General features: G+C 69.5%; 21 protein-coding genes. 9 read left to right on the top strand and 12 right to left on the bottom strand.

Going from position 1 to position 24,373, the window contains the following annotated elements:
- Window positions 1–98: 98 nt before the first annotated feature.
- Both AC07EG_RS38835 and AC07EG_RS38830 read right to left on the bottom strand, forming a co-directional pair.
- The gene (locus tag AC07EG_RS38835) at window positions 99–1,424 is read right to left on the bottom strand and encodes a 7-cyano-7-deazaguanine synthase (RefSeq protein ID WP_478258286.1); all 1,326 of its coding nucleotides are present in this window, start codon (window positions 1,422–1,424) and stop codon (window positions 99–101) included.
- A complete protein-coding gene (locus AC07EG_RS38830) occupies window positions 1,421–2,158 on the bottom strand; it encodes a hypothetical protein (RefSeq protein ID WP_478258285.1) in 738 nt (245 codons plus the stop codon). The genes AC07EG_RS38835 and AC07EG_RS38830 overlap by 4 nt, the downstream gene beginning before the upstream one ends.
- Window positions 2,159–2,601: 443 nt before the next feature.
- Here AC07EG_RS38830 and AC07EG_RS38825 point away from each other — a divergent pair, with 443 nt between their 5' ends.
- Together AC07EG_RS38825 and AC07EG_RS38820 are read left to right on the top strand one after the other, a co-directional pair.
- Window positions 2,602–4,545 (top strand): DNA/RNA helicase domain-containing protein, encoded by a 1,944-nt coding sequence (locus tag AC07EG_RS38825; protein WP_478258284.1) that lies wholly within the window; start codon window positions 2,602–2,604, stop codon window positions 4,543–4,545.
- Between the two features lie 376 nt (window positions 4,546–4,921).
- Window positions 4,922–5,347, top strand: coding sequence for an AbrB/MazE/SpoVT family DNA-binding domain-containing protein (locus AC07EG_RS38820; RefSeq protein WP_478258283.1), 426 nt, complete (start codon window positions 4,922–4,924; stop codon window positions 5,345–5,347).
- 994 nt (window positions 5,348–6,341) lie between these two features.
- Here the strand turns inward: AC07EG_RS38820 and AC07EG_RS38815 are convergent.
- The 3 genes from AC07EG_RS38815 to AC07EG_RS38805 form a co-directional block, all read right to left on the bottom strand.
- Window positions 6,342–6,530 (bottom strand): hypothetical protein, encoded by a 189-nt coding sequence (locus AC07EG_RS38815; RefSeq protein ID WP_478258282.1) that lies wholly within the window; start codon window positions 6,528–6,530, stop codon window positions 6,342–6,344.
- A gap of 489 nt (window positions 6,531–7,019) precedes the next feature.
- Window positions 7,020–7,940, bottom strand: a complete 921-nt coding sequence (bla, locus tag AC07EG_RS38810; protein WP_478258281.1) for a class A beta-lactamase — start codon at window positions 7,938–7,940, stop codon at window positions 7,020–7,022.
- A 71-nt stretch (window positions 7,941–8,011) separates the two neighbouring features.
- Complete coding sequence (locus AC07EG_RS38805) at window positions 8,012–9,019, bottom strand: MBL fold metallo-hydrolase (RefSeq protein WP_478258280.1); 1,008 nt, start codon at window positions 9,017–9,019, stop codon at window positions 8,012–8,014.
- 138 nt (window positions 9,020–9,157) lie between these two features.
- Here AC07EG_RS38805 and AC07EG_RS38800 point away from each other — a divergent pair, with 138 nt between their 5' ends.
- Window positions 9,158–9,751, top strand: coding sequence for a TetR/AcrR family transcriptional regulator (locus AC07EG_RS38800; protein WP_478258279.1), 594 nt, complete (start codon window positions 9,158–9,160; stop codon window positions 9,749–9,751).
- Window positions 9,752–9,784: 33 nt separating this feature from the next.
- On the opposite strand, the gene AC07EG_RS38795 is transcribed toward AC07EG_RS38800, so the two are convergent.
- Together AC07EG_RS38795 and AC07EG_RS38790 are read right to left on the bottom strand one after the other, a co-directional pair.
- Window positions 9,785–10,927, bottom strand: coding sequence for a sensor histidine kinase (locus tag AC07EG_RS38795; protein ID WP_478258278.1), 1,143 nt, complete (start codon window positions 10,925–10,927; stop codon window positions 9,785–9,787).
- Window positions 10,927–11,580, bottom strand: a complete 654-nt coding sequence (locus AC07EG_RS38790; protein WP_478258277.1) for a response regulator transcription factor — start codon at window positions 11,578–11,580, stop codon at window positions 10,927–10,929. Before AC07EG_RS38790 ends, AC07EG_RS38795 begins: the two co-directional genes overlap by 1 nt.
- A 121-nt stretch (window positions 11,581–11,701) precedes the next feature.
- Between AC07EG_RS38790 and AC07EG_RS38785 the strand changes: the two genes are divergently transcribed.
- Genes AC07EG_RS38785 through AC07EG_RS38775 form a run of 3 tightly spaced genes read left to right on the top strand, consistent with a single transcriptional unit; the run spans window position 11,702 to window position 15,821 of the window.
- Entirely contained in the window at window positions 11,702–13,093 is a 1,392-nt protein-coding gene (locus AC07EG_RS38785) for a S41 family peptidase (RefSeq protein ID WP_478258276.1), read from the top strand.
- Complete coding sequence (gene dacB / locus AC07EG_RS38780) at window positions 13,090–14,637, top strand: D-alanyl-D-alanine carboxypeptidase/D-alanyl-D-alanine endopeptidase (RefSeq protein WP_478258275.1); 1,548 nt, start codon at window positions 13,090–13,092, stop codon at window positions 14,635–14,637. The genes AC07EG_RS38785 and dacB overlap by 4 nt, the downstream gene beginning before the upstream one ends.
- Window positions 14,638–14,648: 11 nt before the next feature.
- Window positions 14,649–15,821: a serine hydrolase domain-containing protein gene (locus AC07EG_RS38775; RefSeq protein ID WP_478258274.1), complete on the top strand. Its 1,173-nt coding sequence runs from the start codon at window positions 14,649–14,651 to the stop codon at window positions 15,819–15,821.
- 91 nt (window positions 15,822–15,912) lie between these two features.
- On the opposite strand, the gene AC07EG_RS38770 is transcribed toward AC07EG_RS38775, so the two are convergent.
- A complete protein-coding gene (locus AC07EG_RS38770; protein ID WP_478258273.1) occupies window positions 15,913–16,254 on the bottom strand; it encodes a hypothetical protein in 342 nt (113 codons plus the stop codon).
- A gap of 136 nt (window positions 16,255–16,390) precedes the next feature.
- Between AC07EG_RS38770 and AC07EG_RS38765 the strand changes: the two genes are divergently transcribed.
- A complete protein-coding gene (locus tag AC07EG_RS38765; protein ID WP_478258272.1) occupies window positions 16,391–16,951 on the top strand; it encodes a hypothetical protein in 561 nt (186 codons plus the stop codon).
- 287 nt (window positions 16,952–17,238) lie between these two features.
- Here the strand turns inward: AC07EG_RS38765 and AC07EG_RS38760 are convergent, their stop codons facing one another.
- The 3 genes from AC07EG_RS38760 to AC07EG_RS38750 form a co-directional block, all read right to left on the bottom strand.
- Window positions 17,239–18,279, bottom strand: a complete 1,041-nt coding sequence (locus AC07EG_RS38760; protein ID WP_478258271.1) for a helix-turn-helix transcriptional regulator — start codon at window positions 18,277–18,279, stop codon at window positions 17,239–17,241.
- 732 nt (window positions 18,280–19,011) lie between these two features.
- A complete protein-coding gene (locus AC07EG_RS38755; RefSeq protein ID WP_478258270.1) occupies window positions 19,012–20,886 on the bottom strand; it encodes a Calx-beta domain-containing protein in 1,875 nt (624 codons plus the stop codon).
- Between the two features lie 879 nt (window positions 20,887–21,765).
- Window positions 21,766–22,254 carry a hypothetical protein gene (locus AC07EG_RS38750; RefSeq protein WP_478258269.1) on the bottom strand — a complete coding sequence of 163 codons (489 nt, stop codon included), beginning with the start codon at window positions 22,252–22,254 and terminating at the stop codon, window positions 21,766–21,768.
- 295 nt (window positions 22,255–22,549) lie between these two features.
- On the opposite strand from AC07EG_RS38750, the gene AC07EG_RS38745 reads away from it, so the two are divergent.
- Window positions 22,550–22,786: a hypothetical protein gene (locus tag AC07EG_RS38745; RefSeq protein ID WP_478258268.1), complete on the top strand. Its 237-nt coding sequence runs from the start codon at window positions 22,550–22,552 to the stop codon at window positions 22,784–22,786.
- On the opposite strand, the gene AC07EG_RS38740 is transcribed toward AC07EG_RS38745, so the two are convergent.
- On the bottom strand, window positions 22,761–23,144 hold the full coding sequence (locus AC07EG_RS38740; protein WP_478258267.1) for an antibiotic biosynthesis monooxygenase family protein: 384 nt from the start codon (window positions 23,142–23,144) through the stop codon (window positions 22,761–22,763). The two genes, AC07EG_RS38745 and AC07EG_RS38740, sit on opposite strands and share 26 nt — an antisense overlap.
- Before the next feature lie 286 nt (window positions 23,145–23,430).
- Between AC07EG_RS38740 and AC07EG_RS38735 the strand changes: the two genes are divergently transcribed.
- Window positions 23,431–24,373, top strand: a 943-nt coding sequence (locus AC07EG_RS38735) for a GAF domain-containing protein (RefSeq protein WP_478258266.1), incomplete at its 3' end; no start/stop codon positions are given.

Genomic DNA, 24,373 nt, shown 5'->3' with positions numbered 1-24,373 from the left:
GCACGTATTCGCAGCGAACGCCACCGCACCTGGGGCCAGCGCGTCACACACGCCGCCTGACCAACCCGGCCAACCTATGTGGTCACAGCACTAGCAAGTCAAGCGCTCCTGGGTGCTCGACCTGCGAGCTTGGGTGCCCAAGTTCGCCGAAGCAGGCTGTTCTGGGGTATGACCTGATCGACCATCGCCGCCAATTCACGTCGCCCGCGGTGCAGCATCGGCAACACCGATGGTATGGGCGTCGAGCTGGGGAACGGCATGTCGGCGACCAGGTCCCGGAACCCGAAGTCGCTGGCCAGCCAGCGAGCCAATGCACGAAGGTGTTCCGCCGCCTTCGCTCTCATGTCGATGCCACCCAGTTCGAGCCGGTAGTCGGTCCGGTCGATCCCGGCGGCCCAAGCGAGCCCCGAGCGTCGGACCAGGCACGGGAAGCAATGGCCACAGTTGGGCGGCGCTTGGGAGTAGCGCGCACTGCTGGGATCGCCACAGCTGACTGTGCGAGCGAGATCTTCCGGTGAGAGTCCTGTTTCGAGGGCCTGGCCGCACACCTCACCCTTGGTGAACGACAGCAGCGGATTGACCACCTCGACAGCGCCGCCGAGCCCGCGGATCACTCGGTTCGTCAGCTCCAGCGTCCACGGGTGGACCGAGCGGGTCGAGAGCCCAGCCAACCGATTCGGGGTCAACGGCGGGTTGATCGCGAGCTGCCCGTTCTCCGGAGCGTTGACCTGACCGACCCCGTGCGCCGATGCAGCCGCTACGGCGGTCGCCGTGTAGAGCAGGCCCCGCGTGCGCGTGCTGGGTTCGAGCTCGCCACCGGGACCCGAAAGCACCCGTTGGCCGATCTGCACCAGCTTGACCGGCCGGTTCCGGACCCGATCGACGGACCGCCAGACCTCCTGCTGCCGGGCTCGCATGTTGTCGTCGTACCCCATGAGCAACAGCGTTCCCGCGTCTTTTCCCTGCGCCGAAGCTTGAGCTGCATACGAGGTCGAGTCCAAGCCCCCGGAGAAGAGGGCTACCTCCGAAACGCGCTCTTCGTAGTCGAACCACTGCCGGTAGGCGGCACCTCCCACCACGCGAACGTGCCAGGTATCGCTGGTCAGCGTGGCCAACAAGGTGGCAAGGTCCTCCAGTTGCGCCGGACCCCAGCGTTCCGGCTCCGCGACTTCGACCGAGAGGTCGACCGCGCGCGACCAGCCGTCTTCAGTTCGCCGGACGTAGCGCTTGTCCACCAGGTAGACGGCACGCGCCACCTGCAGGAGGTCGCGCGCCCAGGGTTCCGCGGGCCCGGCCATCGTCATTCCTTGATCAAGACGAGCCTCCCGATCATGGAAGTCGGCGTCACACAGCGGCTCGCGATCGGAATCCGTGCGATGGCGGCCACTCGCGGTGAACGCAAAGCGCCGAGCCACGGCGGTCACGTGATCCCCCCAGGAAGCCCCAGCGCCGCGGACACCGTGTCCTGCAACGTGTCCCGGGCGATTCCGGTGATGGAGCGAGGATCGTCCCGGTGCTCTTCCTTCTCAGCGCACGGCATCGGCAGCACCGCGGCGACCTGGTCGGCGACCCAGTCCGCGATCTGCCCGCTCGGGTCCACGAGCACGAGCGCAGGAACCACAAGCTTCACCTTCTCAGCTATGACCGCTCGCACGAATGCGGCCACGTAATCCGCGAAAAATAGCTGGTAGACCTCACAGAACAGGCTGCCGGCGAAGTTCCAGTCGGAAGTCTGCCGCTCAATAGCCCCTCGCGTCGCCGGATCGGCGAGAATCCTCTCGGCGCAGGCTGTGGCAGAGCGCCGTGCAAGGGCGTCGGCGATCGTCGTGCCTTCACCGGCTACGACGGAAACGAACTGGTAGAGAAACCATTCTCCCGGGGTGCCTGGCCAGCCCGAGCCGACTACCAGGTTCACCGGCCCGCCGCCGCTACCGAGGCCCTCGACCGCATCGATCAGCGAGCCCCCGGCTCTCACCATTGTCGCGCGGAGGCCATAGGCATTCGGGTCATCACGCACCGCCGCGGCGAGTGCCTCCAGGCAACGCCGTCCTCGTTTCGCCGCCGACTCGTCCGAAATGGGATGATCCTCCGGCTGGCGCGGCCCGGGGATGTCCGCAGCTGACGCGGCCAGTCCCTGGGCTGGCCAGATCCGTGCCACGCTTCGGGACACGGTCTTCCACTCGGCCGTCTGCGGCCCGGCCCATCTGCTCGAAGTACCCACGCAAGCGCTCCCCGGTGCCGGCGACTCCTCTCACGCTACGCACAGATAGTCACAGCGCAATAGCCATAGGTGATTCCACCTGTTCGGCCCAGCCATGTTGGCCGAGGAAGCAGCTGCCATGCAGTCTCCGTCGACCTGGTTACACCCGAAAGAGATCGAGCCACCCGGTCGTGTTTGAATGTGCCGGAATCTCAACGAACTCGACACAAAGCTCGGGAGGCACGATTCGCAAAACGCTCCGCCCAAGGCAACTGCGAGGCCGGGGCACAGGTCGTGGAGTTCTGCGGTCCGAGCCGAAGCGCGAAGGCCTCCTCGTGAAACGATTCTCGACCTCGCCGCACCAGCAGAGAAGATTGCGGAACCACAAGAAACTTCGGGAAATGGCACAGAACTCAGTAGCGACAAACAGGTGGCAGCCGCTTGAAGTGTACTGGCCCGCCGAAGAGTTCCTTCGGGATAAAGAGAAGCTGATCCCGGAAATTGAGAGTTGTTACGTACAAGCGCACCCCAGGAACGCGCAGCCTTCGCCCGGGGATGTGACAACCTGGCGGGAAAGCGTCTACCGCCTGGCCTCGCTGCTGGATCACCTCCGCCTCGGCCGGATCTGGATGTTCGTGGAGTACTACGTCGATCCGAAGATGAATCCCATTGACGTTGTCCTCGCAGGTTTCCACCCAGACGGCGACTTGAGCTACGCGGCTATCGAGTTGAAGCAATGGAGTCGCGTCGTACGCCCCACGCCGACTGTCACCACCGGCCTGTGCACAGCGTGCCGTCGAGCGGGGCCAGGGGTCTTGTGCGACCAGTGCGCCCTCGACAACGTCTACTTGGACGCATACGGGAAACACAAAAAGCACCCCGCCGTGCAGGTGCACGAGAACCTGCTCTCGCTCAAGGTGCATCACAGCATGTTCGACGACCGTTATGTGAACCTTGTCGGTGCATCATATTTGCACAACTTGAAGGAACCACAGTACCAATGGATACGGCACGTTTCACCTCGCAAGGGGATACCGACGTTCACGATCCGGTCCCCCGGTGAACTGGGCAACTTCCTGAAGCGCAACTTCAGCGGACGCTCGGGAGCCGAAGCCGCTGAAGCCCTGCTCGACCGACGCCGCTCCAGTTCCTTGATCGAGCCGGAGGTAGGAGCGATCGTAGCGGGGCACACGAAGTTCAGCTTGGTGGAGAACCAGTTGACCGCCGTGACCAGCGTGGCGGAAGCACTGGACAGCTGGTCGCCGGTCGGCGCGAAGAAGGTCTTCGTCATCAGCGGCCGGGCTGGGAGCGGGAAGTCACTTGTCGCATTGACACTGCTCGGCCAGGCTCTCAATGCCGGGCGGGAAGCCTGCTACGCATCAGGGGGGATCGCGTCACGCGAAACCTTCAAACGCGCTTCCACCGGGCGGCGGCACGCCTTCGCCACCCTCAACAGCATCGCCGACAGCCGGACTGCGAACGAACTGGACCTGATCCTGTGCGACGAGGCGCACCGGCTGACTGAACGCCCGATGAAGGGCTCCTACTCCATGCGACCCGGCGAGTCCTCGGTCTCTGTGGTCGTCACACGGGCGAAGGTGCCGGTATTCTTCATCGACGGTGACCAACGTCTGTTCTCCGACGAGGTCTGGTCACCGGAAGTGCTCACCAACGAGCTGCACGACCTCGGCACGGAGGTCGTGCCGATCAACCTGGACCGGGTGCTCCGCGCCGTGGGTAGCGCGACGTACGACACGTGGGTCCAGCACCTGCTCGCAGGTGACCCGCTGCCCTGGAAGCCGGATAGCGGGAACGATCCCGAGCCGTTCCAGCTTTACTATTCCGACAGCGCCGCCACCATGGAGCGCTTCCTCCGTGACAAGGAGGACGATGGAGAAAGCGCTCGGATCAGCGCCGGGGTCTGCTGGAAGTGGGAAGATCGCAGCGGCACCGATCCGGAGGTCAACCCGGAGCCGGGTTGGGCGCGCCCGTGGAACGCCGGTGACCAGCACGACACACCCGGTGTCCCGAAGCGGCGCTTCTGGGCGACCGAACCCGGTGGCTTCGGGCAGATCGGCTGTGTGCACACCGCGCAGGGCCTCGAGTACGAGTGGGGCGGTGTGATCATGGGCCCCGACCTAACCTGGGACGGCGGTAGCTGGAAGGTCCACCGCGAACACGTGCGGAGCAAGGCCAACAGGATCCGTGCGGACGAAGACCTCCGGCGCGCGATCCGAAACGCCTACGGGGTGCTCATGACTCGTTCGATCCGCGGCACGGTGCTCTACTCGGTCGATTCTGCCACGAGGAAGCTCTTCGCCGACCTAGGCGTCCACAAGTTGTGAACACCCACGCGATCCGAATGCATATTCGTGTCATCAAGCCCTCTTCCCGAGATAGCTCGGTGGTGCCTGGTCATCTTGACCAGGCAACGGACCTGCTGTTACGAGCACTCCACCTCAGACGACTTGGATCACTCGCACAGGAAGAAGTTCGGCAGGAACAGGCGTGTGGTTAGTGCGCACTCGCCCCTCGGACACACAGATGCGGGCTCTGTCCCCGATTTCGCAGCTACTTTGACACCCGGGGTAGCGCTCAGGCACCCGGCCTCTCTGGGCCGGGTGCACCTCCTCGCCAGGCTCACCCCTCTTCGAGTGGGCGGTGCCGGTGAACGGGCCCATCGCTCCCCTGGTCCCACAACGGACGGCGCAGCCCGTCCAGATGCCGGTTGATCACCGCCCGCTGCCCCTGGCTTCCGTGCCGCAGCTCTCCGGTGATGTGCCGGTGACCTACGCGATGGCCAAGATCGACGGCTCCGGTCGCCTTGCCGAGCAAGGTCTGCTGCGCGCACTCGGCTGGTCCCGCGGCGAGACGCTCACGATCACTGCCGAGCCCGGCTCGGTAATCATCCGCCGCGATCCCCGTGGCGTGTTCAACCTGCTCCTGTCCGGTTCACTGCAGATCCCGGCGCCGCTGCGTGCGCGGCACGGGCTGCGACCGGGCGACCGGGTCTTGCTGGCCGCTGTCGTCCGCCGGTCGGCGATGCTGATCTACACGACCGGTCTCCTCTGCGACTTGCTCACCGAGCACCACACCAGGCTGCTGCGCCGTGACCGCTCTCGCCTCCGGTGGCGATCGGGCCGCTGACCTCGATGCGGCCCGGCTGCTGCTGTCCCGCCTCGGTCTTATCCCGGCCGACCTGCTCGACACCGCACCGGCCCGGCCGCCGCGCCAACTCTTACGGCCTACGTCCCGCTCGTCTCGGCCGCGGTCAGCACTGGGACCCGCGGTACGTATCAGCCTTACTGGAACTTCGTCCTTGAGGCTTGGGCCGATCGTCTACTCGACACGATCACCCCGTCGGAGATCAAGCAACTCGGCGAGCACATCCGCACCCACGTCGTCCGACGCCGCAACGCCCGTGGCGGCTCCGGAGCGGTCGAAAGCTTCGTCGGCGCGCTGCGCTGCCTCTACCGCCACGTCGTAGACGACGGCCTCATCGATCCGGCCACCAACCCCCGCGGCCCGGGTGGCGAAACCACGTCGGCAGGGAGTCGTCGCGCTACGCCCTGCCCCCGGACCGGCTCGCCGAGATCAACCACCTCGCAGCCACCACCGGCAACGATCCCGAACTCGACGCCCTCATCATCCGCCTGCACACCGAAACCGCCTGCCGCCGCCAAGGCGCGCTCGATCTCCGGCCTCAGGACCTCGACCGCGAGCAATGCCTCGTCCAACTGCGCGAAAAGGCGGCACCACCCGCTGGCAACCGGTCCCCCCACCTTGATGGGCCACACCAAGCAGACTTGAACGCGCTCACTTCCGCAGCAGGTGCTCCTTTATAGTTCGACGCTGACGCAGCAACTTCAGTTGCCCTGAATAGGGCGTTATACAGCAAACCGACGAGGCAACCAGACAGCTCCAAGCCCGCTGGGGTCTGGGGGTGGACGGCAAGGTCGGCGGCGGGACGTTCGGCCGGGCGGACGACAACCTGTACAAGACCGGCGGCAGTGAGGCCCGCGGCAAACGCTGTACCTGCGCTACAACGGCAGCCGGTACCGCTTCGGCCTGCGTCGCAACACCGAGGGCAAGTACCTCTTCCAGGACCGCAAGCGGTCCCGCGTAGTCCCACGGTGAATGATCATTTCACCGAGTGGCCGGTTTTGTGGTGGCCAAATGTCCACCGGGGCCGCTGGGCGCGCGGCGGATGGGGTTCGCCCGGGCGGACTATTCCGTTCTCGTGGGCGAACACGATCACCTGTACGCGGTCGCTTCGTGCGGCCGGTGTCGCACCGTCCACATTGTTCGGTTTGCCGATCGCGGTGTTCATGGGCGCGATCAACCGGGATCACGGCCTCGCAACTGCACCGGACGTGGTACTCGCAGGGCACTCCATCGGCGAGCTGACCGCCGCCCACCTGGCAGGCGTGTTACGCGGCGGAACTGGTGGCGACCAAGGCTGTTGCCGGTCGGCCGCCTCGGCGATGCCCGCCGGGTCGTCGTCGCCGTCCCAGTAGCCGACGTGGATGTGGTCGCCCCACAGCTTGGCGACCAGGTCGCCCATGTCGTCGTACCACTGGCCGGCCTGTTCCGGGTGCCGTTGGTGGTGGTCATGCAGTGCCTTCCTCGTCCGGGTTGGCCGTTCACCGCCTCCCGGAGCGGGTCCTCCCGGACGTAGACGGTCGGCGGGTGATCGGCCAACGCTTGCGAGCCCGGCGCCAGTGTCCTCGCCGGACAGCGGTAGTACCTCCCGTGCGCCCGCGGGCTGGCCTTCATCTTCCGGCCGCAGACCGCGGAACAGGCGACCCCGTCCGCTCAGTCAGGCGAGCCTGGCTGTGACGTAAGCGGCGGCCTCGGCGAGGAGAACCTCGTCGTAACCGGCGTCTTTGGTGGCTTTGCTGGACATGATGGAGATGACGAGCGGCGCGGAGTCCGGTGGCCAGGCGAGGGCGATGTCGTTGAGGGTTCCGTAGTCGCCGGTGCCGGTCTTGTCGGCCACGGTCCAGCCCCCTGGGAGACCGGCGCGGATGCGGTGGGCACCGGCGCCGGTGGCGTTGCGTTCCATCAGGTCGCGGAGGAAGGCGCGTTTGTCCCCCGGCAGGGCGTCGCCCAGCACGATCCGGTGGTAGTCGGTGCCGATCGCTCGCGGGGTGGTCGTGTCCCGCGGGTCTCCCGGAACGGCTTCGGTGATCGTCGGCTCGAACCGGTCCATGCGGGTGACCGTGTCGCCGAGGCCCCGCAGGTAGGCCGTCAGCTGCGCCGGTCCGCCGAGGTCGCGGAGCAGGAGGTTGCCCGCCGTGCCGTCGCTGTAGCGGACCGCGGCGTCGCACACCTGCCGCAGCGTCATTCCCGTGGCCAGGTGCCGTCTGGTGATGGCCGAGCTCTTCATCAGGTCGGCTTCGGTGTAGGTGACGAGGGTGTCCAGGTGTGACAGCGGGTTGCGGGACAGGACCGCCGCTGCCGCCAGCCCTTTGAACGCCGAGCAGAACGCGAACCGTTCGTCCGCCCGGTGGTCGACGGTCGCGCCGGTGCCCGTGGCGAGGGCGTGGACGCCCAGGCGCGCGCCGAATCTGTGTTCCAGTTCCAGCAGGTGGTCGTGTGTGGCGGGCACCGCCGGGGCGGCGGCCGGGCTGGGTGGCGAAGGGGGCACCGCCGCCCCGGTCGCGCAGCCGGCCAGCGGCAGGAGTGCCGCCATGGTCAGGAAAGAACGGCGAGCGATGGTCGGCCGCGAAGGGGGCATGGTTGGTCCCTTGGCTGTTCGGGGGTGTCCGGCTCGAGGTGGCGGGATGGCGGCTCCGGGGAGCCGGGTGGTCAGAGTGGGAACTGCTGCAGGTGGCGTGGGGCGAGGACGCGGCCACGGGTGCCCAGGAGGTTCTGCAGGGTGGCGACCACTTCGCGGTTCACGCTGTCGTGCACTTCCGGTTCGTCCAGCGCGGTCACCAGGTCGTCGTGGTGGGAGGGAACGACGATCCGGGGCCAGTCCAGCGTTTCCAGCGCGCGCTCGAAGTAGTCGTGCACCGCCGCGTTGCCGCTGGCGCCGAGCACGAGCACGTCCGGCCTGGCCCCGGCGGCTTCCCGTGCGTCGAAGTTGGCGGTGCCGCTGAGGAACATCACGCGCAGCCGGTCCCCGATGGTGATCTGGTAGCCCAGCGAACCGCCCTCGACCAGTTCGCCGAGCGTCGTGGGTTTCTCCGGCGGAGCGATCAGGGTGCCCGCCGGGGAGAAGCCGTACCCGCCCAGCTGGCTGTGCAGGCTCCGGAACACTTCGATGGTGTAGGCGGGCCGCGGTTGTTCGGCGCTGCGCAGCGGGTAGCGCAGGTGTTCGCCGCCGGTGACCAGCACCAGGTCCGGCTCGCGCGCTGGCGGGATCCCCATCGCGCGAACGAGGTTGAGGTGTGTTTCACCGCCGAGGACCCGGATCTGCTTGCCGGTCCACTTCGGATGGCTGAGCAGCGGCGCGACGTCGGCGATGTGGTCCCAGTGCCCGTGGGTGACCAGGATGAACTCCGGTGCGCCCGCCAGGTGGTGGTCCAGGACCCAGTCGATGATCCGCGGGTTCACCTCCAGCGGGCGTCGCGTGTCCACCCTGCCGTCGGGACCCGCATAGCGCTGGCGGGTGAGGTACGGATCGACGAGCAGCCGGTGGCCGTCGAAGGTCAGTTCCCAGCCCGCTATGCCGAGCCACCGCAGGTACACCCCGCTACGGCCGTCCGGTCCGGCGGCACCGGCCCGGGCCGGTGCCGCGCGCGCCGTGGTGAGCGCGGCCGTACCGGCCAGCCCGGCTGCCACGGTGCCCCGCAGCACGTTCCGCCGGCTCACGCCGCCGACGGACGCGGCACACGATGTGCACATCGTCGCTTCCTCCCTGTGGTCCGAGGTGATCAACAGCCCCTCTTGAGCACGAGCGTAGCAAACGAACCAGTTCGTTCGAAACGACTCTGCCACAATGCACGTGCCATGCCCCGAGACGCCACCCCCACCAAGAAGCGGATCCTCGCCGCCGCCGTCGCCGAGTTCGCCGAGCGCGGCATCGACGGCGCGCGCATCGATCGCATCGCGGCTCGTGCCGAAGCCAACAAACGCGCCATCTACGACTACTTCGGCGACAAGCGGGAGTTGTTCGGCATCGTGCTCGCCGACCAGCTCGACCGGCTCGCCAGGGAGGTCGAACTCCACGCCGACCGCATTCCCGAGTTCGTGGGCGAACTGTTCGACTACTGCGCCGCCCACCCCGAACTCGTGCGCCTCGTGCAGTGGGAGGCCCTGTCGCTCCCGCCGGACCAGGCTCCCAGCCACGCCGAGCGCTCGGCCAGCTACCAGGCCAAAGTGGACGCGATCACCGAAGCCCAGCGACGGGGCCACGTCGACCCGCGACTCGACCCCCGCCGGGTCCTGCTCCTGCTGATCGGCATGGCCGAGTGGACCCTGTACGTCCCCCAGCTGGCCACCATGATCGTCGGCGAGGCCACCGGCACCCCCGGGCAACGAGCCGATCACCGCGCCTTCCTCACCACGCTCACCGACCGCCTCCTCCGGCCCCGGGACCGCTGACCCCGCCTCCGCGGCCGCTTCCTGGACATCGGGTCAGGCGAAGCGGACCGTGACCTCCAGGCCGCCGCCGTGCCCGGGTACCGCGTCGATCCGCGCGCCGTGCGCGGTCGCGATCCCCTCCACGATGGACAGCCCGAGGCCGAGGCCGGGCCCCGTCCTGGCCCGCCCGAGGCGCTGGAACGGCTGGAAGAGCCGCTCGACCTCGGTCACGGGCACGACCGGCCCCGAGTTCGTCACGGTCAGCACGCCCGAACCGCACACCACCTCCACCCATCCACCCGGGACGTTGTGCTCGATCGCGTTGTCCACGAGGTTGGCCACCAGCCGCTCGGCGAGCGCGCGGTGCCCGGAGACGGGGCACGGCGCGATCGACGTCCGCAGCCCCACCTCCGGGGCACGGCGGCCGCCGACCACTTCGGTGACCACCTCGCCGAGGTCGAACGGGCGGCGGACGTCGACGCCGACCTGGCTGCGGGCCAGGGTGAGCATGGCTTCGATCAACCGTTCCTGCTGCGTGCCCGCGGTGAGGATCCGCTCGTGAGCGGCACGCAGGGACGACACCGTCGCCTCCGGATCGCCGAGCGCCACCTGCCCGATCGCGCGCTGGCGGGCCAGCGGCGTCCGCAGCTCGTGCGAAGCGCCTGCCACGAACTGGCGCTGCGCCTGGAAAGCCGCCTCGAGCCGGTCGAGCAGCCCGTCGAAGGTGTCCCCCAGCTCCTTCAGCTCGTCGTCCGGACCGGCCAGTGCGATGCGCTGGTGCAGGCTGGTCGCCGAGATCTCCCTGGCCGCCGTGGTGATCGTGCGCAGCCTGCGCAGGACCCGGCCCGCCATCCACCAGCCGAGCCCGACGGCGAGCACCACCATCACCGCGAGCGCGATCCCGGACTGGACCAGCACCTGGTGGAGCACGTCCCGCCGCTGCTCGGCCAGTGCCTCCTCCGCCTTGACGACAACCTGCTCGGCCTCGGCGCCGAGCGCGGGGAACCGGCCGTCCGCCACCCGGGGGTACCGGAACAGCTTCAAGTTGGCCGACGGCGTCACCGCGTGCCGCACCAGGAAGTACGTGACCGTCAGCACGCCGGCCCCGCAGAGCAGGAACAGCCCGCCGAAGAGCAGGGTCAGCCGCAGCCGCACGGTCCGGCGCGGCAGGTGCCGTCCGGCGAGCCGGATGCCCATCAGATCCGGTACCCGCTCCTGGCCACGGTCCGGATGACCGGCGGATCGCCGAGCTTGGCCCGCAGCCGGCTGACGGTGATCTTCACGGCATTGGTGAACGGGTCGGCCGCCTCGTCCCACACGCGTTCCAGCAGTTCCTCCGCCGGCACCACCCGGCCGTCCGCGGCCAGCAGCAGTTCGAGCACGCCGAACTCCTTCGGGGCCAGTTCCAGCGGCCGGTCGCCGCGGGTGGCCAGGCGCCGCGCCGGGTCGACCACCAGGTCGCGGTGGCGCAGCACCGGCGGCACGACGGGGTGCGCCCGCCGGGCCAGCGCCCCGATCCGCGCCACGAGCACCCGGAAGTCGAACGGCTTGGGCAGGTAGTCGTCCGCACCGAGGCGGAGCCCGCCGACCAGGTCCTCGGCGGCGGCCGCCGCGGTCAGCATCAGGATCCGGCCGCGGCACCCGGCCGCGACCAGCTCCGCGCACACGTCGTCGCCGTGCACGCCGGGCAGGTCCCGGTCCAGCACGACCACGTCATAACCGGTGCACAACGCACGTTCGAGCGCACCGGTCCCGTCGAACGCCACGTCGACGGCCATGTGCGCCCGCCGCAGCCCGGTCGCCACCGTGTACGCCATTTCCTCGTCGTCCTCGACGACCAGCACTCGCACGCGCACCACCATCGCCGAGTGGCGGTTTCGCCATCGTTTCCACGCGAGCGAAACCGTGCCGAAACCACGTCCCGCGTAGAACACACCTTCGTTCGGCACCGGTTGACTCAAGGGGTTCTTAGTGGCACACAGATGGCACCCGCTCACCACCGGCATCGCGGCACTCGCCGTGACGGCCACCCTCGTCGGCGTGGGAGCCGGCACCTCCTCGGCCGGGCCCGAGCGGCCCGCGGCCTGCGGCAAGGCGGACCCGGGGCAGCCACCGGCGCCGGCGCCGACCACGCTCACCACCGTCGGGCAGGCGTACTACTGCATCTTCGACAACTACTACAGCGGGCCGGTGCTCGACAGCCGCACGCTGCTCGTGCCGGCTTTCGCCGCGATCACCCGGGAAATGCAACGCCGCGGCCTCGACCAGGCCGACGCCACCCTGCCGGCGCTCACCGGCGGCAAGGACCCCGACTGGGCCGCGTTCAGCGGTGCCTACCAGCGGATCGCGAACGCGCTGCCGGACCAGGACGCCCGCACGGCCATCGGCCGGGCGGCCATCGGGGCCATGGTGGCGGAGCTGGACGACAACCACGCGCGGTGGATCAGCGAGTTCACCCCGGACCCGTACGGCCTCGACCTGTCGGTGACGGCCGGTCAGGGGGACATCGACCCGGTGGCCACCGAACCGGCCCACGTCAACGGGATCACCCCGAGCAGCCCGGCCGAAACCGCCGGTCTCGCGCTCGGTGACGAGATCCTGGCGGTCAACGACGTGCCGCTGTTCACCAACGGGATCCTCAACACGGGCGCGCTGTCCTGGCTCACCGGCGGCGGGCCCGGCTCGGCGGCCGAGCTGACCGTGCGCCGGCCCGTCACCGGCCAGGCGTTCACCGCCACGATGACCGCCGCCCGCTACCCGTTGCCGCCGAGAGACATCCGGTCCCGGCTCGTGGACGGGAACATCGCCTACGTCAGCTTGCCGGGCTTCGCCCCGGATCTGGCCGACAAGGTGCTCGCCGCCATCGCCGACCTGCGGGCGGGAACCCGGTTGCGGGGCGTGGTCCTGGACCTGCGGGGCAACGGCGGGGGCAGCCCGGAAGCGGTCAGCAAGCTGCTCGGCGCGCTGGCCCACGGCAAGATCACCGGCTACCTGTGTGACGTCGAGGACCGCTGCACACCCAAGCGCACCGACGACTCGGTCGAACTGCTGAACCTGCCGTTCGTCGCGCTCACCGACCGGCGCTGCGCGTCGGCGTGCGACTCGTTCTCCAGCGCGGTGAAGGACCTCGAGCTCGGCACGCTGGTCGGCACGCGGACCGCCGGCCTGGTCTCCGGACCGGGGGAAATGTACGAGCTGGACAACGGAACCCTGGTCATGCTGCCGAAGTACCACGGGCTCATGGCGAACGGCGAGATCGTCAACACCATCGGCGTGGCGCCCGACCACTTCGCCCCGACCACCGCGGCCGACCTCTCCGCCGGCCGCGACCCGGGCCTGGACAAGGCGGTGTCCCTGCTGTGACCAGCCCTCCTTCGCGCCGCAACGTGCTCAGGTTGCTCGGGGTGACCCCCGTCGCCGCGGCCGGACTGCTCTCCGCGCGCCCGGCGGCCCACGCCCACACCGCCGGCGACGCGCTCGCGGACAGGATCGCCGAGATCACCCACCGGCCCGAATTCACCGGCTCGGCGTGGGGCATGCGGTTCCAGCTGGCCGGGGCGGGGCCCGTCCACACGGTGAACCCCCAGCAGCGGTTCGTCGCCGGCTCCGCCTTCAAGGTGTTCATCGCGGGTTCCGCCTTCGCCGCGCTCGGCGCCGGCCACCGGTTCCGCACGAGGGTCCACCGCACCGGCCCGGTGGCCCGGGGAGTGCTCAGGGGCGATCTGGTGCTGGTGGCCGGTGGCGATCTGCTGCTGGGGCCGAGGATCCGGCCGGACGGCACGCTCGCGCTGCCGGAACCGGACCACTCCTACGGCAGTGCGACCGCGCCGGTGCCCGGGGATCCGCTCCAGCAGTTGCGCGACCTGGCCGGGCAGGTGGCCCGCCGCGGGATCCGGCGCGTCGAGGGCCGGGTGGTCGTGGACGCCTCGTTGTTCCGCCAGGGCAGCGCGCAGATCGCGAACGGGAACATCTCGATCCCGGTCTCGCCCATGGTGATCAACGACAACATCATCGACGTGGTGGTCACCCCCGGCAGCCGGACAGGTGCTCCGGCCGGGCTGCGGGTGTCACCGGACACCGGGTACGTCACCGTGGTCAACGACGTCACCACGGTTTTGCAGCCCGTGCGGCGGTTGGGCTTCGCCGAGGTGGCGGCGGAGCCGCACGGCACGCGCACCGTACGGCTCACCGGCGACGTGCGGCTGGGCGGCCCGCCGGTGGTGGCCCCGTACTACCTGCCCGACCCGGTCCGGTTCGCGGAGCTCGCCTTCGGCCAAGCGCTGCGCGAGGCGGACGTCGAGGTCTCGAATGGCGTGTCCGCAACGGATGCCAGGCACCGGTCACCGGTGGCCGAGCACCTTTCCCCGCCGCTGTCGGAACAGGTGAAGGTCATGCTCAAGGTCAGCTCCAACCCGCACACCGCCCACTTCCCCTACCTGGTCGGCGCCGTCGCCGGCCGCGATCCCGACACCCCGGAGGCGACCGGAGCCCGATTGCAGCGTGAACTGTTCGCGCGGGCCGGGCTCGACCCCGACGAACCCGCGGACGAACGCTACACCTCGGACTTCTTCGTCCAGTTCCTCGAGCACATGGCGCGGCAGCGGTACTTCACCCCCTACCGGCAGGCGCTGCCGATCATGGGCCGGGACGGGTCGCTCGGCCACGTCCTGCCCGGCTCACCCGCCGCGGGCCGGGTCTTCGCCAAGTCCGGCACGGCCAGCCAGGGACAGGTCCTGCACAAGGCGCTGGCCGGCTACATCGTGCTCCCGGACGGCAGGCTGGTGGTGTTCGCCCAGTTCATGAACAAGCCCGTCGGCTCCCTCGAAGAGGCGATGGCGTTGCAGCGCGTCGTCGAAGTCGCGCAAGGCGAGGCCGCCGCGGCCGTCTACGAGTCACTCACCCGATGAAGGGAACAACTGTGCCCACCGCCCCCTCACGACGAACCGTTCTCGGCCTGCTCGGCACCGCACCGGTCGCCGGCCTGCTCGCCACGGCGGGCACCGGTGGTGCGACCGGAGCGGGCCACCGGCCACCGCGCGACCTGCTGCCGGGCGGGCGCTTCGACCGGTTCGTCGCCGAACGCGCCGCCGCCGGCCAGTTCTCCGGCACGGTGCTGGTGGCGCACCGGGGACAGCCGGTGCTGACCAGGTCACACGGCATGGCCGACGAAGCCGGGGGCGTCCCCAACGTCACGGACACGAGCTTCGACCTCGCGTCCATGACGAAGTCGTTCACCGCGGTGGCCGTCGCACGGCTCGCCCAGGAAGGCGAACTCGCGTTCCACGAGCCGCTCGGCACCTACCTCGGCGGGTTCCCGGCCGACGTCGCCGGGGTCACCGTGCACCAGCTGCTCACCCACACCTCGGGCGCGGGCAGGGAGAGCAAGACCGACCAGCGCCCGCCCGGCGAGGACGGGTGGAGCAGCGAGGACGAGATCTGGCACGGCATGTCGGCCTACCTGCGCACCCTGCCGCTGCGGTTCACCCCGGGCACCCAGTACGGCTACAGCAATGACGGCTACTTCATCCTCGGTGCCATCGTGGCCGCGGTGTCGGGGCGGTCCTACTACGACTACGTCCGGCAGCACGTGTTCACCCCGGCGGGGCTCACCGACACCGACTTCTACCCCAGGCCGACGGTGGTCGCCGACCGCGGCATCGCCCACGGCTACGTCACCCAGCCCTCCGGCGAGCGGGTGGACATCACGACCACCCCCTGGCTGCCCTACCTCGGAAGCCCTTACCACGGCGCGTTCTCGTCGGCGCCCGACCTGCTCCGCTTCGCGACCGCGTTGCACGGCAACCGGTTGCTCAGCCCCGCGTTCACCAGGGTGGTCACCGGCGGCAAGCACGCACTCGGCCCGGCGGACCGCCCATCCGCGGACGGCGAACTCCAGTTCTACGGGTACGGCCACGTCGAGGCCGTCACCGCCACCCGCCGCGTCGTCGGGCACTCCGGGAGCGGTCCCGGCCGGGCGGCCAACCTGGACGTGTTCCCGGACACCGGCTGGGTGGTGGTCGTGCTCAGCAACCACGACACCAGCATCAAACCGATCGTGGCGCTGGGGCGGCAACTGGTCCCGCCGGGGTGAACGCCTCGCTCCCACACCGGTTCCGGCCCGGCCCGCCGCGACTCCGGCTTGTGAACCGCCGCTTTGCGCCGTAGCCGTGCTGCACGCCCGATCATCGGCCGTGAGCTGCTGTTGAGGTCTTGGAGGGCTCGCTGCTCACTGCCAGGGTGGGCAGAGCGGCCAGGCCGGTGCCGTCCGCGGCTCTGTAGTGCTTGTTGGCGTGGTGGATCGCCCGGACACCCGGCGTGCGGCTGACCACGATGTCCAGCCGCGCCTCGGACGGTCCCGGCAGCGCTCGCCACGGTCCCGGCGGAGCGTGGCGAATGTGCACCATCGCTTCCCCGCCCACCCGATCGATCCCGAACTGACTGATCACGTAGTGGGCAAACCACGCCTGATAGCTGGCCTCCTGCGAGTACACCACGGCAGTGGTGTCCGGTCGCTCGCTGTCCACGTGTGTTCACTGCCGCTGAACGGATGCCGATCCCTCGTTTTTCATCACGAGCCAATTCCGGAAAACGCCGTCAGACCAATGTCAACCCCTGAAACCAGGGATACCCCGTCTTCCGGTGCCGATCGACCATCGATGCATGAACAAAAACAACTCTCGCGGCTACCGCCTAGTAGCCGCAGCACTGCTGGCCCTGGCATCGATCACCGCCCTGTCCACCCCGGCAACAGCGGCACCCGAGGCCGGGAACGAGGAGTTCAAGGCGTTCAACATGTGGTTCGACGTCACGGCCCTGTCCAACACCAATTCCTGCATCCCGGCGTGGGTCACCGCGCGCTACCGGGACCCGGCCTCCGGCGCTGACACCTGGACCAGACTCGTCCGGACCAACAACAACGGGTGCGAAAGCGACCCGGAACGCCTGCAGAAATACGGTGACTTCCAGAACACCTGGAGCAGGGTGAACCTGCTGGGCGGGCCCAAACCAGGTCAGCGCATCCGCTGGGCCGACCTCACCAGCCTGACGTTGACGGTGCTCACCCCGAACACCCCGCCGGGGCGGCAGAAGTGCGTGAGCGTGAACAACTACGACATCTGGGGCATGGACACCGGCAACTACTGGCACGAACTGGTCAACGAACACTTCGACTACGTCTTCTGCGACGGCCACAACGACCTCGAACTGTTCGTCAGGCACTGAGCGAGGCGTCCCGGGTCCTGATCGCACCCCGCGACCAGGACCCCGGGGCGGTTTCCCGCGGGTGCGAGCCATCTCCGCGGACCACCAGGCACAACCGTGATGGGATGGCCTACCGGCGAAGCTGTGGCGTGTACGCGGCCGGGGGCGTTCTCGACGGTGCGGACCTGGCCCACGGAGCCAGTCAGGCCCGGACATCCCCAGAACCTGGAATTGACGTTGGCCACCCGCCTCACCCGCCGCTGAGGATCCCACCCCGACGACGGGTGCCCGGAGCGAGCGGGTGCGGCTCAGGCCGTCAAACCGGCGAGGAGCTCATCGCGGCTGCTCACCCCGGTCTTGCGATAGATCGCTTTGAAGTGGTCGTTCACCGTGTGTGGTGACAGCTGGAACCGGCGGGCGATCTGCTTGGCCGAAAGCCCCTGGAGAGCCTGCTCGACCACCGTGCCTTCCCGCGCGGTGAGCCCGTACCACGCGGCTATCGCCGGCAGCAGCACCCCTGCCGAGCCCGCCTCGATGGTGATCGCGACCGCGCCGTGGTTCGACGGCTGCAGCCGCTCCGCGTGCAACACACCCCAGCCTCTCGGAGTGGGAACGCGCGTCAGCACCGGCCCCGCAGCATGCCTGGCCAGGTAGGTCAGGTTCCACAGCACGCCGACCAACTGGCCGTTGTCGACGTCGGCGCAGCTGGTGGCCAGCTCCCGAAGCCACCGGTGGCCAGCGGGAGTCGCCGTGGTGATCAGGTCGTCAGCACCGACGATCACCACCCCGGTGGCGAGGTCGAGGCGGCTCGGCCGCAGCGACTTGGTGCCCACGAACCGCGCCAGCGCGTCCGCGAGCGGTCGCACGAGACACTGCGCACGAGCCGCCTCCTCCGCGGAGAACGATGAGCGTGCTCGCTCCCGCAGCAGAACCAGCGCGCCCCATGCCAGGCCCCTGGCCCTCAGCACGACACGCAGTTCGCTGCCGAAGCCCTCGGCGACCATCAGCTCACGCTGCCGGAAACCGCCGCAACGTTCCAGTGAGTCGAGACTCAGCACGCCGACCTGGGACGGTCCGGTCACCAACCGGCGGAACGAGGGGATCGGCGAACCACGCCCCTCTTCCCGCTCGAGCAACTCGAGGATCCGGGCGGTCGGCGTGCTGTAACCGTGCTCCTTGGCGTGGAAGCAACCTGCTCCGGTGTGCGGGTCGACCCCGACGAGCGTGTAGCCGTCATGCGGCACCAACGCCCCGACACGGCGAGAAAGCTCGGCACCGAGCTCAGCCACGGTCAGCGCGGCCCCCGCGGCCGCCGGCAGCACCCGGGAGACCGATTCCACGTCCACCACCAACCCAGTATCCCGCGAACCGGGCCGGCAACGAAATCAACAGCAGAACCACCACGCCGCCGCGAGCGGCGACTGCGCCGCCGGATGCGGCTTTCTCCGAACTCGGCGGGCGCCCCGCGCCGGGGGAAGCCCATCACTCAACCGCCGGGAAAGTTCCACCAGTGCCCGACCCCTGAACTTCCGGTTCACCTGGTCGACCAGTGCCTGCGATACCGCGGACACCCCGCCTGCCGATGATCGTCGGCGCGAACACGCGTCGGCTTTCGACCACCCAGTTGCGGTAGCGCTCCGGTCCTCGGAGCTGTATTCGGTGGTGAAGCCACGCACCATCACCTCTTTCAGAATCACCCTTTCGGGGTTCAGTTTCGGGACGTCGTGGTGCCGGAGCGTTCGGCGAGCTTGGGCGGCTGGACGTGCGGTCGGCCAGCGGGTCGCCGCAGACGATGTTGCGGTCCACGAACGTGATCGGTAGCCCGCTAGACAGGCATCGGCGGTGGGAGTGTTCGAGGCGGCGCATCCACCGATCGAACCTGATCGGCATGGGCGTGATCACGTGGTCGTGCGCATCGACACCCCGGCGAGGCCGACTACCACCGCAACGGCGGCATCCTGCAGTACGTGCTGCGCAAGACGACCGCCTGACGGACTTCCCGCGAAAGCCAGGAGTGCGGCACCACTGGCGTTGAACGCTGGTGGTGCCGCACCACTGGCAGTCAGCCCGGGTTCACCGGGTCAGCGGCGGCAGGGGTTGCCTGCCGGATGCGCCGCCGTGCCGTGCACGTCGGCCTGGGACTCCGCGAGCACGATGTCCGCGAGCGCGGTTTCCAGCGCGACCGCCTGCTGCTTGAGCACGCCGTTCGCCACCGTCTGGCCGTTCAGCTTCAGCGAGCCGATGGCCAGCGGGATGGTCAGCGGCGCCGAGCCCACCGTGACCGGGACGCCGTTGATCTTCAGCGTGGCGACGTTCGAGCTGCCGGTCAGCACCGGGGCGAGACCGCCCGCGGCCGGCTGGCAGGTCGCCGCCGCCTGCGACTGGATGACCCCCAGCTCGATGGTCAGCCCGACCGTGCTGATCACCGTCTTGTCGATCTTGGCCGACGCCTGCGCGTGGTCACCGGCCGCCGGGGCGGCCGACTGGTCATCCGGCGCGAGGTCGGTCGACGCGGTGAGCGCGTTGGTCTGCACCTTGATCAGGCCGGCGTTGAGCGTCGCGTCGAGAACGGTCTTGCTGTCATCGGCGCAGGGCAGGTTCGCCGGGTTCGCCACGGCGACGGTGACGCCGACGACGTTCGCCGCGGTGGCGGTGCAGGAGAAGGTGCCGTCGCGGTCGTCGTCGACGATGGTGCCGACCCCGACGGGGTCGACCAGCCCGGCGCCGACCGGGGCCGACAGCGTCACGGTGAACGTCTCGTCCAGTTCGTCGACGGTGTCCGGGTTGACCAGCACGGTCACCGGTTTGCTCGTCTCACCGGGCGCGAAGGTGACGTCACCGCTGGCCGCCTGGTAGTCGCCCGGTGCCGTCGCGGTGGCGTTCGCGGTGGCGTAGTGGACCGTCACCGGGTTCGGGCTCGGGCCGCCGAGCAGGGAAACCGTGAAGGTCGCCGGCACCTGCGCGCCACCGGAGCCTTCGCCGACGGTGACGTCGTTGATGCTCAGCCCGAGCACGCGCACGGTCGTCGTCTCGACGAACCCGCGCGACACCCCGTCGACCAGGTAGTCGACCACGCAGTGGTAGGTGCCCGGCGCGGCGTCGGCCGCGACCGCGATCGTTTCGGTGAACGCGGCGACGTCACCGCCGGCCACCTTGACACTGGCCGGGGTGTTGGTGAGCGTCAGCTGCGGAGCACAGCTGGTGATCTCCGGGGCCACGGTGACTTCGATGGATTTGATCCCGTCGAGGATCGCCTGTGACACCTGGCTCGACGGCACGTTGTTCAGCAGCACGCCGCCGGTGGCCGACGTGATCGCACTGGCCTGGCCGGTCGCGTCGAGAGCGCCGACGTTGACCGCGATCACGCGGATGTTCGCCGCCTTGAGGGCGTCGATGGTCTGGGCCAGGGTGTGCCCGCCGCTCGGGTCGTGCGACGGCGCGTCGCCGAACCACGCGATGATCCGGGTGCCGTCCGGGCGGAAGGTGACCGCGCCGGTGGCCAGTTCGTAGAGGGCGTTGAGATTGGCTTCCGGCGTGTCCCCGCCACCGGAGGCGATCCACTGGTTGATGCCCGCCTGGACCGCGGCGGTGTCCCCGGTGATGCCCTGGTTGACCTTGAACGGCACGGAGTCGGTGAAATCCTTGTACTCGGCCACGCCGAACTGCGCGGACGGCTGCGCGGCGAGTACGTCCCCGGTGATGGTGCCGGCGTTGGCGCGGACGTTGGCGATCGCGCCGCCCATGCTGCCGGTGGTGTCGGCGAGCAGCACGAGGTCGGGGTTCGGCGGTACGGCGGCGGTGGTGACGTGCTTGGTGACGGTGGTGCTCTCCCCGGCCGAGAGCGTGAGATCGACGGTGTCCGGATCGACCCCCGGTGGCGCCGCGACCGCCACCGGCGTCGAGGCGAGCAAGGCGCCGACCGCGGTCAGCGCGACGAACACGGATCTTCGCGACATGGACGTTTCCTTCCCGTGGGTTACCTGGGAGAAAGACGAAATGATCGGCAATTCGTTAACCGGGCGGGGCGAACGTCACCCGGAGCGCCCTACGCAAGGGGCTCAACGGGGCACAGCGGGCAATTACGGGCTACGCAAACCATGGCCACCCGACGCCGGACCCCGAAAACCGCCGGGGCGGTGTCACACGTTGGAATGCGGGGCTCGTTCCTTCCAGAAACTTTCAGTACGAGCCGGTAACCGGGCACAACGCGATTTCCGCGCCTCCAGCGGGCGAATTACCACCAGATGTCGTAACGCGGAGCGCTGCCTGCCCAGGAAGTCGGCACCTGGTCCCGAACTCGGCGGGCGGATCGGCCGACACACGAGAGGTGGCTCCGCTGGGGCCCGGGCCCGTCCTCAAAGCTGACCGACGAACAGTGGCAGGTGGTCGAATCGCGTGGCAGGACCCTCCGCGACGGGACGGGCCGTGGAAGACGGTCTACCACCGGTCCCGGCGCCGGCGGTGGCGGTGCCCGCCGCGGCGCTTGACCGGTACGCCATCGGTGATCAGGGTGATGTTGGCCTCGTCGCCCCGGGCACCGCCCGGGTCACCTGCTCGCACACCTGGTACAGGAGCATCGAGAAATCATCGACGCTGTTCAGGGTCGTGGTCAGGGTCCCGTCTCCTCCTCGCCGCGCGGGGTCCTTCGTCGTTCGCGCGAGGTCGAAACACCACCGGGCTGGTCGTCGGCCACGACTCCACGGCGAACTTCGTGCCCTCGACCACGCCGACAACCGGCTCCACCTCGGCCTGGCACTGGGCACGATCGCGAGGGCGTCCTGCTCATGGACAAGACCACCGAACCGCGCACCGCGAAACAACGCGTCGTTTCCCGGTCAGCCCGGCGCCTCGCTCAACGCCTCCCGCGCCGCTTCCCGGCGCAGGGGTTCCAGGATCGAGCGCTGTTCGGCGGCACGGTCGATGAGGTGGTCGAAGTCCACGCCGGGCAGCCGTGAGCCGAGTGCCGCTCCGTCCCGCAGCGTTGACCAGAGGATCTTCTTGCCTTCGATCCCCATGGCGAGCACCTCCAGTTCCATGAACCGGCTCAACGGCGAGTACGAGACCAGGCGCCCGTTGGGCTTGAATCGCGCCAGCCGTTCACCGAGCAGCGCGAGTCCGGTCTTCACCGGATTCGCCCGGACCCGCAACGAGTTCATGATGCCGCGGAAGGTTTCCACGTCCGCGGCGATGGCCGCGGCGACTTCGGCCAGTGGAGCTTCGAACGCCGTGCCGCGGTTGTTGCGCGCCGCGCGCCTGGCGAGTTCCCGCCACGTCAGTCCGAGCGCCAGTTGGTCGTTGAGGTAGATCCCGAGCAGTTGGTCCACCCGCCCCAGTTACCCGGTCCGGCGGCGGGGTAACCGGAGTGGCACGAACCCGCCCAGTGGCCCGAGCGCGTCGAATCCTGGCGCGCCGCCGACGGCTCGCGACCGGGATCGCCGACCGGGTCCGCCGGACCCTACCGGCCCAGGACCCGGCGGGCGCCGCGCGGCGCCCGGGTGTGTCCCACCTGTGCCGCGCACCGCGGGGGCGTGGCGCCCACCGCCCCGCGCGCCAGTTCGCGGACGGCACCACCCGCCCGCTCCGCTGCCGGATCGGTGTGCTGGGCCTCGGCTACGCGGCTTGCCGCAAGCGGTCGCGTTCGCCGCGGCCGGCCACCCCGTCGTCGGGGTGGACACCGATCCGGGGGTGCACACCACGCCGCGCTCGGCTCGGAGTCCGGTCGACACCGTGCCGGACGAGGACGTCGCCCGGCTGCGGCCGATGATGCGGGTCTCCCGGGACGCCGCCCCGCTCGCCGGCTGTTCGGCGGTTGACATGGCCCGCCACGGTGTCAGCGGGAGCCGGCCAGGCGGGTGAAGCCGGTGAAGCGCGGGGTGATGGTCGTCGCGAAGGACTCGCCGTTGGGTGTGCGCAGGCCCGCGAGCACCCGCTCCCCCGGCTCGCCGAACACCTCGAACCGCGCCACCGTGCAGTGCTCCATCACCTCGCGGATGCAGGGGTCGGACAGCTCCCAGTGCTTCAGCACGGACTCGTCGTCGGCGTAGAGCTGGAAGCTGTGCGCCAGCATCGCATCGGTGTCGATGAACACCTCCACCATCAGCTGCGGACCGTGCTCGCGCACGAAGCCGACGGCCTTGGCGATGGCCTCGCGGAACTCCTCCAGGTGTCCCTCGTGGATGCGCATGGTGTTGTGGAAGAGCAGTGTTCCGGTCATGCCGCCGACGCTAGAACCTCGACTGCGCTGGAGCTCAAGCCCGACCGGGCACCTGGCCGAGCCGGCCGCCACAGGTGCTTGGCGGCCCCTGTTGCCCCCGGTGACGTCGCCGCCTTCGCCCGCGGTCGGCTGGCGGGTGCAGTCCACTCCTCCGAAGCCGAGGCGAGGACGCTGACCGCATCTCGCCGAGCCCGCCCTCGTTGACCAGTGGAGCTGGAATGCCGCGTCCCGGCCGTGCGCGGCATCGACTGAGCACGACTCGACGACGGCGTCGGTGGAGGGTCCCGTGACGGTGGCTTCGTACCTGGAACTGCTGCTGGCGCCGGACACCGAAGTCGGGGCTTTCGACGAGCCCCTGGCTCGCGCGCGTGCTCGCGGTGCGCCACCGGACCGGCTGGCGGAGCTGGAACGGGACCGGGCGCTGGCCTTGCGGGTTCGCGAGATCCTGCTCGGGCACCGGCGTCACCAGGCCGAGCTGCAGCTGCTCAACGACACCGCCGGCGACCTGGCGGCGCTGCACGACCTGGACGCGATCCTGCAGGCGATCTCCGACCGGGCGCGCCGGCTGCTGGAGTGCGATCTCGCCTACATCAGCCTCAGCGACCGCGATCGCGGCGACAGCTACATCAAGGCGGCCTCGGGCAACATCTCCGGGCGGCTCCGGGAGCTCCGGCTGCCCAGCGGTGCCGGGGTCGGCGGCATGGTCGCGCGCACCGGCGCCCCCTACAGCGTGCTGTCCTACCACGAGGACGATTCGATCACCCACACCGCGGAGATCGATCGCACCGTGCGCGCGGAGGGCATGGTGTCGCTGCTGGGGGTACCGGTCGTGCTGGGAAGGCTCGTGATCGGCGTGCTGCTGGCCGCGCACCGGGAGCAGCGCACGTTCAGCGGCCGGGACGTCAACGCCCTGTCCATGCTGGCCGCGCACGCTGCCGTGGCGATCGACAACAGCCGGTTGCTGGGTGAGGCACGAGCGGCGGCGGACGAGTTGCGGGTGGCCAACGCGACCATCCGCGGCCACGCCGAAGACCTGGAGCGGGGCTCGGCGGTGCACGAACGCCTCACCCGCCTGGTGCTGGACGGCAAAGGGGTCGAGGACGTGGTCCGGGCCGCGGCGAACTCGATCGGGGTGGGCGGCGTGGTGCTGGTGGACCGGGACGGCGGTGTCCTCCCCCCCCCGGGGGGGGACACCACCGTGGCGAGAAGGGGACCAGTCGCCCCGGCCA

This window comes from Amycolatopsis sp. NPDC045836 (assembly GCF_056431745.1).
This window is presented reverse-complemented; position numbering and strand designations above follow the sequence as displayed.